The organism is Marinimicrobium locisalis (assembly GCF_039822625.1).
Taxonomy (GTDB): Bacteria; Pseudomonadota; Gammaproteobacteria; order Pseudomonadales; family Cellvibrionaceae; genus Marinimicrobium; species Marinimicrobium locisalis.
In genome coordinates this window covers 26,987-42,100 of the sequence record NZ_JBDLLG010000026.1, presented here as the reverse complement: position 1 = coordinate 42,100, position 15,114 = coordinate 26,987, and the positions used below count along the sequence as shown (strand labels likewise).

The following is a 15,114-nucleotide window of genomic DNA, read 5'->3' as shown; positions in this document are numbered from 1 at the left end:
AAGTATGGGGATCGAAGAAGCGGGACCGTTAGTCACGGTCGAGCCGCTCGCGCTCTTCCAGGGTCAACTGACGCGCTTCGCTCTCAAGCATAACCGGTATGCCGTCTCGTACCGGGTACACCAGACCGCTCGCCCGGCACACCAGTTCCTGTCTGTCGGCGTCGTACTCAAGCGGCGCTTTGCTGACCGGGCAGACCAGCAGGCTGAGCAATTTCTTGTCGATCATAATGCCCTCTGGGGATGAGGTAAAAGCCGCTATCTTACACCGGGGCGCGGCTTGAGTGTAGCGGGGGTGCCCTGACGGGCCGTTTAGGAGCCCTTGGGCGCCTTCCCTTCGCCGTCTTCGGTGCCGGCATCCGTTTCTGGCATCGGCCCTACCAGCGTGGTCGGGTCCACACGGCGGTCAAACCAGTTCATCCGCCAGTCCAGGTGCGGACCGGTCGCCCGGCCAGTGGCGCCCACCTGGGCGATGGTCTGCCCCTGAGCGACTTCGTCGCCCTCCTCCACCAGAATCTTGTGAAGGTGGATAAACGTCGAGGACAGGCCCTGCCCGTGGTCCACAATCAGAGTGCCGCCGGAGAAGAACATATCGTCATGAACCAGGGTCACCACCCCCGGCGCCGGTGCCACTACCTCCGAGCCCTTCGGGGCGGCGATGTCGACGCCATAATGCGGCCGGCGAGGCTCGCCGTTGTAGTAGCGCTGACTGCCGTAAACACCGGTAATGATGCCGGTGAGCGGCCATTGAAAATCCGTCATGAAGTCGGTGCGCTCGAGCACTTTCTGTCGAGCCTTCCAGGCCATGGCCGCCTCTTTTCGGGCTCGGGCGACCTGTTCGGGGTTGGGTGTCACGGTGCTCTGGGGTACCCCCTCGATTCGCTGAATGCGGTAATCCCTGGCTTTAACCTCGAACTGCTTCACCTCGGGCTCGGCCTCGGGCGGGTTCACGGTCAAGGTCAACGAGGGGGCGGCATCCCGGTCGAGCCCGAATACGAATAGCCCTTTATCCGAGACTTGAACGGGTTTGTCGTCCACGGTCAGCTCGGAGCCGGGCGGGACAGAGCCCCGGATAATGGCACCTTGCCGCCAGTCGCCGCTGTGAATCTCCAGAGCCTGGACGGAGCCGGCCAACAGAGCCAGCAGCAGTGCGATGTAGGGAAACCGAAGCGTCATAAATTCCTCGTTGAGCATCGTTTAAACCTGAAAGGGCAAGGTTAGCACGAACCGGGCCGTTCCGGCGCGCCTACAAAAACGGCAGCCCTAGGCTGCCGTTTTTGTACGCCCTTGAGGCTATCCCTCAAGACAGTGTGCGATGATGTTAACCACCCACGCACAGCACCTTCAGGGTATTGGTGCCACCGAGCTCGTTGGTGTCGCCGTTGGTGACGATCACGAGGTCACCGTCGCTCAGTATGCCCTTGCCCTTAAGGATATCCAGGGCACGGGTGTGCTCCTCGGGGCCCGGGATCCGGTCCGTATCGAACGGCACGGGCTGTACACCGCGATACAACGCCACACGACGCTGGGTGTCGATGCGACCGGAAAACGCGAAAATTGGCAGTTGAGACCCAATACGGGACATCAGCCGCGGCGTCGCCCCGGACTGAGTCAGCGAGATGATCGCCTTCACGCCACTCAAGTGGTTGGCCGTGTACATGGCCGCCATGGCGATGGACTCGTCGATCGTTGAGAACTCTTGGTCTACCCGGTAGGTGCTCTGGCTGGCGCTGGGGTGCTTTTCAGCACCCAGAATTACCCGCACCATGGCCTTGACGGTTTCCTCCGGAAAGTCCCCCGCCGCCGTTTCGGCCGAGAGCATCACCGCATCGGTGCCATCCAGTACGGCGTTGGCCACGTCGAACACTTCGGCGCGCGTGGGCATGGGGCTACTGATCATGGACTCCATCATTTGAGTCGCAGTGATCACCACCTTGTTCAACGCGCGGGAGCGTTCAATAATGCGTTTCTGAACACCGATCAGGGATTCATCACCAATCTCCACACCCAGATCGCCACGGGCGACCATCACGGCGTCACTGGCTACGATGATCGAATCCAGCGTTTCGTCGTCGGCCACTGCCTCGGCACGCTCGATCTTGGAGACCAGGCCAGCACGGTTGTTACCCGCCTCGTTCAACAGTTGTCGAGCGCGATTCATATCGTCGGCACTGCGGGGAAAGGACACGGCCAGGTAATCCACGTCGATTTCAGCCGCGGTTTTAATATCCGCCAGGTCTTTTTCGGTCAACGCCGGGGCGGACAGACCACCGCCCTGGCGATTGATACCCTTGTTGTTGGACAAGGGTCCGGCAATGCGAGTCACGCAGTGAACACGCCGGCCTTCGACCTTTTCCACTTCCAACACAACACGACCGTCGTCGAGCAACAGGTTGTCGCCCGGCTTACAGTCGTCCGGCAGTTCCTTGTAATCGATGCCGACCTGATCTTGATCACCTTCATCACGACCAAGCTCAGCGTCCAAAACGAACTTGTCACCCAACTTGAGTTGGATTTTGCCGTTTTTGAAGCGGGAGATCCGGATCTTGGGCCCCTGCAGGTCGCCCAGCACAGCCACGAAGCGGTCATGCTTGGCCGCCAGCGAGCGCACGTTCTCCGCGCGCTGTTTGTGCTCTTCCGGAGAGCCGTGGGAAAAATTCAGGCGGAACACATTCACACCCGCCAGAATGAGTTTCTCCAGCATCTCCGGCGACTCGGAAGCGGGCCCCAGCGTGCTGACGATTTTGGTACGTCTCAACATAACTCTCTCTCGGTTCTATTTGCTTACTTGGCCTGCACGACGGTTACTTGGCTTGCATCAGCGCCAGGGTGTTATCCAGCATACGGTTGGAGAAGCCCCACTCGTTGTCATACCAGGACATGACCTTGATCCACCGACCGTTAAACACCTTAGTCTGAATGGAGTCAAAGTTGGAAGAGGCCGGGTGGTGGTTGAAGTCGATGGAGACCAACGGCTCATCGCAATACTCAAGTACGCCCGCCATCTCACCTTCGGACGCCTCTTTCATCGCGGCATTCACTTCTTCCACCGTCACATCGCGGGAAACCAGCACGTTCAAATCAACCAAGGACACGTTAATGGTCGGAACGCGAACGGCCATGCCATCGATCTTGCCTTCCAGCTCCGGCAGCACCAGGGCCACGGCACGGGCAGCGCCGGTCTTGGTGGGGATCATGGACTGGGTGGCCGAACGGGCGCGATAGATGTCTTTGTGGTACACATCGCTCAGGTTCTGGTCGTTGGTGTAGGCGTGAATCGTGGTCATGGAACCCTGCTCGATACCGAACTTGTCGTTCAGTACCTTGGCGACCGGCGCCAAGCAGTTGGTGGTGCAGGAAGCGTTGGAAATGATCTGGTCGCTCGCCTTCAGGGTTTTGTGGTTCACGCCATACACGGCGGTACCGTCAATGTCGGTGCCCGGAGCGGAGATGATCACTTTCTTGGCGCCGGCTTCCAGGTGGGCCTTGGCCTTGTCACCGCTGGTGAAAATACCGGTACACTCGTAGACCACATCTACACCCAGCTCGCCCCAGGGCAACTTGCTCGGGTCACGCTCGGAGGTGATGCGAATGGAGTCGCCATTGACGATCATGTTTTCCCCGTCAACGGATACTTCACCGGGGAAGCGGCCGTGGACCGAATCGTACTTGGTCAGATGCGCGTTCATGTTGGCGTCGCCCAGGTCGTTAATACCGACCACCTGGATGCGATCACGATAGTTGGATTCATACAGGGCACGCAGCACGTTGCGTCCAATACGGCCATAGCCGTTAATTGCTACTTTAATGGTCATTACTCATCTCCTGGTTACAATTCGGTCAAACTCTATGAGAACAAAGCGAGGCGCGTCTTAGCGCTCCAACTGGGCCGCTTCGCGAGCCAGCGTTTCAATTTCATCCCAACGCTTCTCAGCGATCAGGTTTTTCGGAGCCATCCAAGTGCCGCCCACGCAGGCAACATTGGGCAGGCTTAGATACTCCGGCGCCTTAGCCAGGTTGATACCACCGGTGGGGCAAAAGGTGATCTGCGGCAAGGGCCCGCCGATGGATTTCATCATGGGCACGCCGCCGGCGGCTTCGGCCGGGAAAAACTTCATATGGGTAAAGCCGTGCGCCAGCAGGTTCATCGCTTCGCTGGGTGTCGCGATACCCGGCAACAGCGGCACATCGCTCGCCTTGGCCGCTTCAATCAGTTCCGGCGTGGTGCCGGGGCTGACCAAGAAAGTGGAGCCGGCCTCCACCGCCTTTTTCAGGTCGTCCGGGGTCACGATGGTGCCGGCGCCGATCACGGCGTCGTCCGGGAGCGCATCGACCATGGCGCGAATGGCATCGAGCGCCACGGGGGTGCGGAGGGTAATTTCGAGCACTTTAAGGCCACCATTGTACAGGGCCTTCGCCAGGGGAACGGCGTCTTCCAGGCGCTCTACCACCATGACCGGGACAACGGGAGCGACCTGAACAATTTTCTCGATACTTAACGCCACTATGCTTTCCTCGCTATTCGATGGATCAGTTGGTTCGGTTGGACCGCCCTAATCAGGGTGCCCAATATAGGGTCACGGGCACTTTGTCTTGTTGCAGCACCGCACGCACCGGCATGTCGCTGAGGGTGTCCCCCGCCTGGGCCGCTCTCAGTGCCTGCAGCTTATCTTCGCCCGTGATCAGCAATACCAACCGGCGGGAATTCAAGATGCCGGTCAGGCTCAGAGTCATACGTTCGGTATACTCCCCCGTTACCTCGCTCTGGTGCGCGGTAATCGCCGAGCAGACGTTGTCGGTGGTCAGGGCCTCTTCCAGCCCTTCGGCGTTCGGAAACAAAGAGGCGGTGTGACCGTCCGGGCCCATGCCCAGGATGGTGAGATCAAACGGTTGCGGCAGCTTTTGATAGGCCTGCTCACAAGCAGAGAGGCCTTCGGCGGCAGAAGCGGCTGAGTTTTTCATGCCCAGGAACGGCGCCTGGCCGGCGGCGTGCTGGAGCAGGTTCTTCTGTACAAAACTCTCGTTGCTCTTGGCATGGCCGGGCTCGACCCAGCGCTCGTCCACCAAGGCCACCTGAATACGCTTCCAGTCCAGAGCAATTTGGCTCAGGCGCTGATACAGCGGCGCCGGAGAACTGCCCCCTGAGACCAAAAAGCTCGCCTGGTCCCGCTCTTTCAACGCGGACTCAAGCGCATCAACACAGTCTTCCTGAAGGGCCGCGAGCAACGCTTCGCGGCTGTCAAACATCTTTTCCTGCAGCATCAGTCCTGCCCTTCTCCTAAAAATTCATCAATGTTGAACCAGCTGCGGCCATCACCGCTGAGCAGCTCTTCGGAGGCGTCGGGCCCCCAGCTTCCCGCCTGGTAAGCCATGGGTTTGTTCTCGGGGCGTTTCCAGGCCTCGACAATCGGATCAATCCAGGCCCAGGCGGCGTCCACTTCGGCGCGGTGAATAAACAGGCTCGGATCGCCGGCGGCGGCATCGAGCATCAGACGCTTGTAGGCATCACTGACAAAGTGCTTGTACTTTTCGGCCAGATTCAAGTTGAGCACCACCGGCGCCAGCTCGGTTTCATGCTTTTCCAAGTTCTTGGACATAAGCACCATTTGGATGCTCTCTTCCGGTTGCAGGCGAATCACCAACCGGTTGGGAATGGCACGGCCGGCACTTTCCGGGTAAACCTCGTGCGAAACATCTTTGTACTGAATGACAATTTCCGCAAAGCGGTCGGTCATCCGCTTGCCGGTGCGCAGATAAAACGGCACCTTGGCCCAGCGCCAGTTATCAATGTGTGCACGAATGGCGACGAAGGTCTCGGTATTACTGTCCTTGCCCAGCTCATCCAGGTACCCCGGAACCTTTTCCCCATCCATTTCGCCGGCCACGTATTGGCCGCGCACGGTGTGCCACTTGACGGCATCCCCGGTGAGCGGGCGCAGACACTCCAGCACTTTGATTTTTTCGGAGCGGATACTGTCGGCGGTCAACTTGTTGGGGGATTCCATAGCCACCAGGCAAAGCAGTTGCAGCAAGTGGTTTTGGACCATATCGCGCAGCGCGCCGGCGTCATCGTAGAAGCTGGCCCGACCCTCAAGGCCCACTTCCTCGGCGATGCTGATCTGCACATGGTCAATGGTTTTGGCATCCCACAGGTGCTCGAAAATGGCGTTGGCGAAGCGCAAGGTCAGCAGGTTTTGAACGGTTTCCTTACCCAGGTAGTGGTCGATGCGGTAGATCGCTTTCTCTTCAAAGTACTCGCCGATCTCGGTGTTGATATCGTCCGCGGACTTGGCGTCATAGCCCAGGGGCTTTTCCACCACCACGCGCGTGGTGTCGCTGATCAAGCCGCTTTCAGAGATGTGCTTACAGCAGGTGCCGAATACACTGGGCGGGGTGGAAAGATAAAACACCCGCTGATCGTTACCCGACTTGAGAATCTCCGCCATCTTCTCCCAGTGTTCATCCAGGGAGCTGATATCCAGAAACAAGGGGTGAATCATTTTGGCAAAGCGATCCCACGTCTCCGCCACGAACTCGCCTTGACGCAAATGCTTTTCAGCCGCACCGCGCACTTTGTCCTGATACTCATCCACGGCCTCCTGACGACGACAGGTGCCGAAAATGCGGGTGCCTTCGGGCAGCTCGCCGTTGCAATAGGCGCGATACAGCCCGGGGATCAATTTGCGCAGTGCCAGATCACCAGCACCACCGAAAATAACGAAATCAAATGCTTTCAGCATGGATTTAAAACCTTGTGTTCTGTATTGGCGGTTTGTGTGGAGCCCGGCCAGCGCCGGACTCAAGCGCGCTCGCTACCAGCGGAAGACGGTGGCACCCTCTTCGGCGAGGCCGACTTCGGCACGCAGGGGAGCGAACAGCTCTCGGCCCATTCCATAGTGGCTCGCGGAGATATCCGTCTGGTCCGGAGTGCGGCTGTTGAGCTCTTCCTCGGACACCAATAACTCCAATTTGCCCGCGTCGGCATCCAGCTCGATAATGTCGCCATCGCGTACCTGCGCAATGGGGCCACCATCCAGGGCCTCGGGGGTCAGGTGAATGGCGGCGGGGATTTTACCAGAGGCACCGGACATCCTGCCATCGGTGACCAGGGCCACCTTGTATCCCCGGTCCTGGAGCACGCCCAGGGGCGGAGTGAGTTTGTGCAGTTCCGGCATACCGTTGGCCTTGGGCCCCTGGAAGCGGACCACGGCGATAAAATCCTGGTCCAGCTCGCCGGCCTTAAAGGCCGCTTGCAGGTCTTCCTGGCGATAGAACACGCGCGCCGGGGCTTTAACCTTGCGATTCTCCGGCTTAACAGCGGACACTTTGATTACGCAACGGCCCAGGTTTCCCTTGAGCAGCGCCATGCCACCGGTGGGGCTGAAAGCGCTACCGGCCGGGCGCAGAACATCCTCATCCAGGCTCTTCTCGGGGGCATCGCACCACTCGATTTTGCCGTTTTCCATAAAGGGTTCTTTGGCGTAGGGGGCCATGCCGCCCTCACCCATGATAGTTTTGACGTCATCGTGCATCAGGCCTTCGGCGCGGAGACTGCGAATCAAAAAGCCCATGCCACCCACGGCCTGAAAGCGGTTTACATCCGCGAGGCCATTGGGGTAGATGCGACACATTAGGGGGATAATCTCGGATAAATCCGCCATATCCTGCCAGTTGATAATTACGCCTGCGGCACGAGCAATGGCCACCAGGTGAATGGCATGGTTAGTGGAGCCGCCGGTGGCCAGCAGGCCGATAATGCCGTTGATAACGGCCTTCTCATCAACGATATCGGCCATGGGCATATACTGATCGCCGCGACGGGTCAGTTTGACCAATTGATTCACCGCTTCGGTGGTCAGCGCGTCGCGCATGCCGGTACCGGGGTTCACAAAGGAGCTACCAGGCAGTTGCATGCCCATCATTTCCATGAGCATCTGGTTGCTGTTGGCCGTGCCGTAGAAGGTGCAGGTGCCCGGGCTGTGGTAGGACTCGCTCTCGGCCTTGAGCAACTCGTCGCGGCCCACTTTGCCTTCGGCAAACAACTGGCGAACCTTCACTTTTTCCGAGTTAGGCAACCCCGGCGTCATGGGCCCGGCGGGAACAAACACGATGGGCAACTGACCGAATGAGAGGGAGCCAATCATCAACCCCGGCACGATTTTGTCGCAAATGCCCAGGCACAAGGCGCCATCGAACATATCGTGAGACAACGCCACGGCGGTGGACATGGCAATCACATCGCGGCTGAACAGGGACAGATCCATGCCGTCGCGCCCTTGGGTCACGCCGTCGCACATGGCGGGCACACCGCCGGCCACCTGGGCGGTAACGCCGTTGGCGTGGGCGGCAGCTTTAATTTTGTCCGGGTACTCGCCGTAGGGCTGATGGGCCGACAACATGTCGTTGAAGGCGTTTACAATCCCCAGGTTAGGCGTATCCCCGTGGGCCAGCATTTGTTTGTCTTCTCCCCCTGCGGAAGCAAAGCCATGGGCCAGGTTGCCGCAGGACAGGCGCTGACGGTGCGGGCCATCGGACCTCATCCGGTCCACCCGCTCCAAATAGGCGGCTCGGGTGTCGCGACTGCGGTCAATAATCCGCTGGGTAATTTCGGAGAGTCTTTTGTGAGTCATTTCAGCACCATTGATAACTTTACTTCCAGCCAGACTTCCAGCCAGTGACGTTCGCTCTAGCCAAGGGGACGCGCGCCTCAGAGCTGGCCACGGGCAACCTCACACCCGCGTGCGGGTGGGTTGAGCCGGTGCAGCGCACCGATGGAGCACCTGGGCGCTCGCTCCCGGGGGGCTCTAATCAGCCGCGCTTCCACGGTTGTACCACCCTGCCTGGCTGACTCATTCACGGTCTAATGCTCCTGCAGGTCCGGGTGATTCATTGTCACCCAGTACCGTTCGGTTCTCTCACATGTCCCCGTGCATATGTGTTCGTACAGCGGCTTTAAAATGATTTTGCCGCCAGAGGTGTACACCACTGGCGGCTTATGGTCGTCCGCTGTTACTTTGATTCTTTGTAGTAGTTTATCAGACTGCGGGTGGAGGCATCATGTTTGTCGCTTACCGGCGCCCCGGGGGCCAATTCCGGCTGAATACCCTTGGCCAGAACTTTGCCCAGCTCCACACCCCACTGATCAAAAGAGTGGATTTGCCAAATGATGCCCTGAGTGAAGATTTTGTGCTCGTAGAGGGCAATCAGCGCGCCCAGTGAGCGGGCCGTGACTTTTTCCATTAGCAAAGTGTTGGTGGGGCGATTACCGCGATGGACCTTATGGGCGGCAATTTCCTCAATGCGAGCATCGTCCATGCCTTTGGCTTTCAAATCCGCCCGCACCTCATCGATATCGATGCCCTTCATCATCGCTTCAGTCTGGGCAAACATATTCGCCATCAACGCATCGTGGTGCCCTTCCACCTCGATGGTCGGCTTCACCGAGCCAATGAAGTCGGCGGGAATAATATCGGTGCCCTGGTGCAGAAACTGATAGAAGGCGTGTTGGCCGTTAATGCCAACCTCACCCCAGATTAGCGGCACGCTGCCATAGGTCAGGGTCTCCCCTTCCCAATTGACGGACTTGCCGTTACTTTCCATTTCCGCCTGCTGCATGTAGGCCGGGAAACGGTGCAAGCACTGGTCGTAAGGCAGAAGCGCATGGGCGGGATAGCCGAGGAAGTTGCGGTTCCAAACACCGACCAAGGCCAGCATGACCGGCGCATTCTCGGCAAGAGGCGCTTCCTTAAAGTGACGATCCATTTCAAAGGCGCCCTGAAGCAGCTCTTCAAACTGATCGAAACCCAGCTGCAACGCGATGGGCAAACCGATGGTGGACCAAAGGGAGAAGCGACCGCCCACCCAGTCCCACATTTCAAAAATATTTTCTTCAGCCACGCCGAACTCAACGGCCTTTTCCACATTGGAGGACACGGCGACAAAGTGCTGGCGGGTAGTCTCTTCCGAGCCGCCCCCTTTGAGAAACCAGTCCCGCGCCGTGTTGGCGTTGGTAATGGTCTCCAGCGTGGTAAACGTCTTGGAGGCGACAATAAACAACGTGGTTTCGGGGTTGACGCGCTTGAGCACCTGCGCGATCTGGAAGCCATCCACGTTGGAAACATAGTGCATGCTCAGCGTGTCATCGCTGTAGGCGTCCAGCGCTTCGGTTACCATCAACGGACCGAGGTTGGAGCCACCGATGCCAATGCCGACCACGTCGGTAATGCGCTTGCCGGAGAAGCCGGTCCACTCACCGGAGCGCACGCTCTCGGTCAGCTCCCGCATATGGTTCAGCTCGCGCTCCACCTGTGGGCGAACGTCCTTGCCGTCGACCATGATCGGCTCACCGGATTTGTCCCGCAGCGCCACGTGCATAACGGCACGGTCTTCGGTGCGGTTGATGTGCTCGCCCGCGAACATGCGGTCGCGCCAGTCGGCCACCTTGGACTCTTCCGCCAGGGCCAGCAGGCCTTTGCGAGTCTCTTCGGTAATCAGGTTTTTGGAGTAATCGAGCAGAAGGTGAGGCGCTTTGATGGAGAAGCTATCAAACCGGGTCTGGTCTTCGGCGAACAGGGATTTGAGCTCCCGCTGACGCAGGCTCTCGGCATGCCGGGTCAAGGATTGCCAACTCGGTAACTGGGTAGGACTTGCCATGTATCGACCTCATATTTCCGCAGAGCGGGTCACTTGGGTTGGAAGCGTCTCGTCACTGGCGAGACCCGTCGCCCGGCTCAACACCAGCCAGCCGTTGGCCCAACCGTCGCTTCGGTTGACCGACGCGCAGGTCAGCGTAGGTATAAAGCGAAGGTAGCGCGGTTGCGTTTGGGTGCCGCTCAAGCCGTCCTCACAGACCGGCTATTGGGCCCGGCACCCCGCCACCTCTGGCTTGGCGAGAGATTGAGCGTGCTTTAAAAGGGCAGGCATAATAAGCACTTAGGGCGCAAAAGTCAATTTCACGGGCTTTCCAGACGGCCAGTCAGGCGGTAAGCTGACCGCTTTGCCTTGTCGCGAGTTTACACCCATGCCCCGGCACCCAGCTTTGCACCAGCCCCAGCGCTCAGGCCCCTCCGCCGCGACGCCCCTAGGCGTGATTGAGGGCTTTTTCGGCCGCCCTTGGTCCTGGCCCGCACGGGCCGAGGCGCTCGATTTTATGGCCGCCGCGGGTTATGACTTTTACCTTTACGCCCCCAAGGCCGACGCCTATTTGCGTCGCCACTGGACCCGGCACTGGCCAGACGCCGAGTGGCAGCACCTTGAGCGGCTGCGCCAGCACAGCCAGGATAAGGGCATCCGGTTCGGAGTGGGCCTGAGCCCGCTGGAGCTTTACCGAGAACCCCCGGCCGAGAGCCGAGCCGCCCTGTGCGCCAAAATCCGCCGACTGAACCAATTGAACCCCGACATTCTGTGCCTGCTGTTTGACGATATGCGCGGGGATCTGCCAGAGCTGGCGGCTCGGCAAATCGAGCTGGCCCACACCGCCGCCGAAGTGAGCACCGCACGCTCGGTAATCCTGTGCCCCACCTATTACAGCCCGGACCCGATTCTGGAAAAGGTCTTTGGCGCCCGGCCTGAACACTATTGGCCGGAGCTGGGCCGCGGCCTTGACTCCGCGATTGATATTTTCTGGACCGGCCCGGAGGTCTGCTCCGGCCAGTACCCTCGGGAACACCTGACCGAGGTCACCCAGTGGCTCGGGCGGCGCCCGTTTCTGTGGGATAACTACCCGGTGAACGACAGCGCCAAACTCTGCGACTTTCTACGCCTGGCGCCCTACCCGACAAGCCACGCCCAACTGGCCGGCTCGGTCGCCGGCCATGCGGTCAACCCGATGAACCAGGCCTACCTCTCCCGCCTGCCACTGGCGACTTTGCCAACGGCTTACGCCCGGGGCCCCGATTACCGCCCCGCCGAGGCCTTCCAACAAGCCTTGCAGTGCTGGTGCCCCTCGGGGTTGCGAGAGTGCCTGGAGGAAGACTTGCCACTGTTTCAGGAACGCGGACTGACGGCCTTGAGCGAAGCCGAGAAGGCGAGCCTAAAAGCACGCTACGAGCCCTTCGCCACTCGAGCGCCTCGCAGCGCCGAGAGCCATCTGGCCCAAGAGTTATTGGACTGGCTCGATCATCACTATGCCTTTGACCCCGCTTGCCTAACGGACTAACAAAGGCACTGGCGCGAGAGCCTCAGCGGCCGGAAAGAATGCTAGACTGTTAAATAGTCAAACTGACCAAAACCAAGCGAACAGGAGCCCCTATGCAGACCAAACCACTGGGTAAAAGCGATTTAACATTGAGCGAAGTCGGCCTCGGCTGCTGGCAATTGGGCGGCGATTTCGGTCCCATTAGCGCCGACACCGTTGCCGAGATTGTCGATACGGCTCTGGCCGAAGGCATTACCTTTTTCGATACCGCCGATGTTTACGGTGGTGGGGAAAGCGAGCGCTACTTGGGAGAGCATCTGGGCAATCGAGATCCGAAGCCGGTCATCGCCACCAAATATGGGCGCGGTGATGGCAGCTACCCGGACGGCTACTCCCTGACCCACATGCGGGATTCGGTTAAGCGGGCTCAGGACCGCTTGAAAACCGACGCTTTAGACTTGCTTCAACTGCACTGTGTGCCCACCGAAGTGGTGCGTCGCGGTGAAATCTTTGATTGGCTGCGGACCATTCAGCAGGAAGGCCACATACGCTACTTTGGCGCCAGCGTGGAAACCGTGGAAGAAGGCCTGATTTGCGCCGAGCATGATGACCTGACCTCACTACAGGTTATTTTCAATATCTTCCGCCAAAAGCTTCTGGATGAACTGCTTCCTCGCGCCGAGGATAAGAACATTGGCGTGATCGTCCGCCTGCCCCTGGCCAGCGGCATGCTTAGCGGCAAGTTCACCGAAAAAACCCAGTTCGCGGAAAGCGACCACCGCAATTTCAACCGCGATGGCGATGCCTTTAACGTGGGAGAGACCTTTGCGGGCATTCCGTTCGAAACCGGGGTAAAGCTGGTTCGCGAGCTGGAAAAGAAGGTTCCGGAAGGCTACACCATGGCTCAAATGGCCATGCGTTGGTTGCTGGACCAGCCGGCGGTCACTAGCATTATCCCGGGCGCCAGCTCTGCTCAACAAGTACGCGAGAACGCCGCTGTCAGTGGGTTGAAACCGCTTCCCGACGAGCTCCACGAAGAGCTGTATGACTTTTACCAGCACCAGGTGCAACAGCATATTCGTGGGGCTTATTAACAGCCCACTTCAAATGCGAGACATAAAAAAAGAGCGGCCAATGGCCGCTCTTTTTTTTGACTCGCAGTGGCTGATTAAGCGCGACGGCGCAGAACCCGCACACCGCCCAACAGGGCCAGCACCATCAGGAACAGGCTGTTGGTGGAACCACCGTGGTCAGCACCCTTGGGCAGCTCAGCCGAAGGCGGCACTACCAGGCTGTCACTGACGGAAATGGTAACAGTTGTGGGCTCGCTGTCCGCTTCAGCGTTGGCAGCCACCAGGTCGAGCGTCAGCTCTTCACCAGCATTCAGGCTCTGACCGTCCGCCAGGAAGATTGCGCCGTTATCGTCAATGGTCAGGACGTTTTCACCGGACCCACCCGCAATGCTCCAGGATTCGGTCTGGCTGGAGTTGGCGCCGTAACAATCCAACGCCTGCCCCAAAGAGTGACCCGAACGAGGCTCAACATCCACCTGAATGGACTGGTTCGGCAGCACGGCCGGCTCACCGGAGGCCATGGTGTCCATGTAGCACTTCAACCAGGTCATGGCCGGACGCTCATTACCGTCTTCATCCACCAAGTAAGCGCGTTCCTCGTCACGCCACAGACCCGGACGGAAACCCCAGAGGGTCACACCCTTAACCATCTCATGCTCCCAGAAAATCGGGAAAACACGGCGGTAGTCGTTCAATTGCTGTTGGTCGGTCAGACCATCCAGCTCCATCTCGGTGATGTAGATGGGCAATTCCAGAGCGGCCACTTCTTCAAGCGCGTCTGAAATCTCACCCGCCGTACCCGTGGTCGAGAAAGCGTGCGCCTGAATACCCACGGCGTCGATCAACTGCCGCTCTTTTAGCAACTCGATGATTTCAATGTAGGAAGAGCGAACCTCAGTGCTGCTCAGCACGTTGTATTCGTTGATCATCAGCTTGGAATTAGGGAAATGTTCACGCGCCATTGTAAAGCCGTCGATAACCCAGTCCCAGCCGGTGTCGCCGTCGCCGCCCAGGGCATTGATGTAGTTACCACCCTGGCCGTTATCATCCGGAGCATCGGGCGCATCGTTAACCGGCTCGTTAATCACTTCAACGAAGTCAAGCTGGGTATTGCCTTCCGCGTCTGTATACCGCTGAGAAACCACGGTAAACCATTCTCCAATGGCGTCAATCTGCGCGGCTTCATCAAGGTCCGCAATCCACTGCGGCTGCTGGTTGCCCCACAGCATGACGTGAAAGCGGTACGGGAAGCCATTCTCTTCGGCAAAGGCCACGGACTCATCCAACCCACCGGCCCAGCTGTTATCGCCTTCGGCGGTAAACCATTCATCTTCATACGCGGCGGGCCGGGTCTCGCTATTGGTGATCACGCCCCATTTGCCGGCGTTCTCGGAAACCACCTGGTTAAAATACTGCTCAAATTCGGGGAGCTGACTGGGAGAGTATACGCCCCCCAGAAACTTATCCTGGCCGGCGGCCAGCGGGCCCTCGTCTTGTGCGGTGGCGCCCATCGCCAAGGGCAGCGCCAACGTCAGGCTGGCCAGACAACGCTTTGAAAACTTCATAATTAAAACCCCGTTATTGTTGTCACACAATTGACTCCGATAGAGATTACCGAAGTATAGCCAATTGACCGCGACTGGTATAGATCGTAGTTACGCAGGCAGTCTTCCGGCAGATCAGACCACTCGCTTTTGGTCAGAAGGACTACAAGTTACGATACCCGAAAGGTCCGGTCAAGACCTAAACAAATAAAATTTCAGGCGCCAAAACAACTCGATCCCGGACGGTAGGCCGAAGCGGCTGATTTTTAAAGGCTTTTCTGGTAATTTGGCCCTCCTTTAAGGCTCGGCGCTTTTACCAACAAATTGTATCTGTCGTCCTCAATAAAGGGTAGCTCCAACCCCC

Annotated in this window: 13 protein-coding genes; 2 read left to right on the top strand and 11 right to left on the bottom strand. The window is 58.8% G+C overall.

What is annotated here, in order from left to right; genetic code table 11:
• Nucleotides 1-28: 28 nt before the first annotated feature.
• The 10 genes from AAE514_RS15750 to AAE514_RS15705 form a co-directional block, all read right to left on the bottom strand.
• Complete coding sequence (locus AAE514_RS15750) at nt 29-226, bottom strand: Trm112 family protein (protein ID WP_347332514.1); 198 nt, start codon at nt 224-226, stop codon at nt 29-31.
• A gap of 83 nt (nt 227-309) precedes the next feature.
• The gene (locus tag AAE514_RS15745) at nt 310-1,173 is read right to left on the bottom strand and encodes a M23 family metallopeptidase (protein ID WP_347332513.1); all 864 of its coding nucleotides are present in this window, start codon (nt 1,171-1,173) and stop codon (nt 310-312) included.
• A 145-nt stretch (nt 1,174-1,318) separates the two neighbouring features.
• Nucleotides 1,319-2,758, bottom strand: coding sequence for a pyruvate kinase (pyk, locus tag AAE514_RS15740; protein WP_347332512.1), 1,440 nt, complete (start codon nt 2,756-2,758; stop codon nt 1,319-1,321).
• A 43-nt stretch (nt 2,759-2,801) separates the two neighbouring features.
• Nucleotides 2,802-3,812, bottom strand: coding sequence for a type I glyceraldehyde-3-phosphate dehydrogenase (gene gap, locus AAE514_RS15735; RefSeq protein ID WP_347332511.1), 1,011 nt, complete (start codon nt 3,810-3,812; stop codon nt 2,802-2,804).
• Between the two features lie 57 nt (nt 3,813-3,869).
• Complete coding sequence (locus tag AAE514_RS15730) at nt 3,870-4,502, bottom strand: bifunctional 4-hydroxy-2-oxoglutarate aldolase/2-dehydro-3-deoxy-phosphogluconate aldolase (protein WP_347332510.1); 633 nt, start codon at nt 4,500-4,502, stop codon at nt 3,870-3,872.
• Between the two features lie 52 nt (nt 4,503-4,554).
• Complete coding sequence (gene pgl / locus AAE514_RS15725; RefSeq protein ID WP_347332509.1) at nt 4,555-5,259, bottom strand: 6-phosphogluconolactonase; 705 nt, start codon at nt 5,257-5,259, stop codon at nt 4,555-4,557.
• Nucleotides 5,259-6,737 (bottom strand): glucose-6-phosphate dehydrogenase, encoded by a 1,479-nt coding sequence (gene zwf / locus AAE514_RS15720; protein WP_347332508.1) that lies wholly within the window; start codon nt 6,735-6,737, stop codon nt 5,259-5,261. Before zwf ends, pgl begins: the two co-directional genes overlap by 1 nt.
• A 72-nt stretch (nt 6,738-6,809) precedes the next feature.
• On the bottom strand, nt 6,810-8,627 hold the full coding sequence (gene edd / locus AAE514_RS15715; protein WP_347332507.1) for a phosphogluconate dehydratase: 1,818 nt from the start codon (nt 8,625-8,627) through the stop codon (nt 6,810-6,812).
• Nucleotides 8,628-9,006: 379 nt separating this feature from the next.
• Complete coding sequence (gene pgi / locus AAE514_RS15710; RefSeq protein WP_347332506.1) at nt 9,007-10,650, bottom strand: glucose-6-phosphate isomerase; 1,644 nt, start codon at nt 10,648-10,650, stop codon at nt 9,007-9,009.
• 9 nt (nt 10,651-10,659) lie between these two features.
• On the bottom strand, nt 10,660-10,833 hold the full coding sequence (locus AAE514_RS15705; RefSeq protein WP_347332505.1) for a hypothetical protein: 174 nt from the start codon (nt 10,831-10,833) through the stop codon (nt 10,660-10,662).
• Nucleotides 10,834-11,017: 184 nt separating this feature from the next.
• On the opposite strand from AAE514_RS15705, the gene AAE514_RS15700 reads away from it, so the two are divergent.
• Nucleotides 11,018-12,154, top strand: a complete 1,137-nt coding sequence (locus AAE514_RS15700) for a beta-N-acetylglucosaminidase domain-containing protein (protein WP_347332504.1) — start codon at nt 11,018-11,020, stop codon at nt 12,152-12,154.
• Nucleotides 12,155-12,246: 92 nt separating this feature from the next.
• Nucleotides 12,247-13,227: an aldo/keto reductase gene (locus AAE514_RS15695; RefSeq protein WP_347332503.1), complete on the top strand. Its 981-nt coding sequence runs from the start codon at nt 12,247-12,249 to the stop codon at nt 13,225-13,227.
• A gap of 74 nt (nt 13,228-13,301) precedes the next feature.
• Here AAE514_RS15695 and AAE514_RS15690 read toward each other — a convergent pair whose 3' ends face one another.
• A complete protein-coding gene (locus AAE514_RS15690; protein WP_347332502.1) occupies nt 13,302-14,771 on the bottom strand; it encodes an endo-1,4-beta-xylanase in 1,470 nt (489 codons plus the stop codon).
• Nucleotides 14,772-15,114: the final 343 nt, after the last annotated feature.

What these genes read in the sequence shown, in the direction of transcription:
- pyk (WP_347332512.1), bottom strand. Translation starts at nt 2,758, where the DNA reads ATGTTGAGACGTACCAAAATCGTCAGCACGCTGGGGCCCGCTTCCGAG.
- edd (WP_347332507.1), bottom strand. Translation starts at nt 8,627, where the DNA reads ATGACTCACAAAAGACTCTCCGAAATTACCCAGCGGATTATTGACCGC.
- gap (WP_347332511.1), bottom strand. Translation starts at nt 3,812, where the DNA reads ATGACCATTAAAGTAGCAATTAACGGCTATGGCCGTATTGGACGCAAC.
- AAE514_RS15700 (WP_347332504.1), top strand. Translation starts at nt 11,018, where the DNA reads ATGCCCCGGCACCCAGCTTTGCACCAGCCCCAGCGCTCAGGCCCCTCC.
- zwf (WP_347332508.1), bottom strand. Translation starts at nt 6,737, where the DNA reads ATGCTGAAAGCATTTGATTTCGTTATTTTCGGTGGTGCTGGTGATCTG.
- AAE514_RS15750 (WP_347332514.1), bottom strand. Translation starts at nt 226, where the DNA reads ATGATCGACAAGAAATTGCTCAGCCTGCTGGTCTGCCCGGTCAGCAAA.
- AAE514_RS15695 (WP_347332503.1), top strand. Translation starts at nt 12,247, where the DNA reads ATGCAGACCAAACCACTGGGTAAAAGCGATTTAACATTGAGCGAAGTC.
- AAE514_RS15745 (WP_347332513.1), bottom strand. Translation starts at nt 1,173, where the DNA reads ATGACGCTTCGGTTTCCCTACATCGCACTGCTGCTGGCTCTGTTGGCC.
- pgi (WP_347332506.1), bottom strand. Translation starts at nt 10,650, where the DNA reads ATGGCAAGTCCTACCCAGTTACCGAGTTGGCAATCCTTGACCCGGCAT.
- pgl (WP_347332509.1), bottom strand. Translation starts at nt 5,259, where the DNA reads ATGCTGCAGGAAAAGATGTTTGACAGCCGCGAAGCGTTGCTCGCGGCC.
- AAE514_RS15690 (WP_347332502.1), bottom strand. Translation starts at nt 14,771, where the DNA reads ATGAAGTTTTCAAAGCGTTGTCTGGCCAGCCTGACGTTGGCGCTGCCC.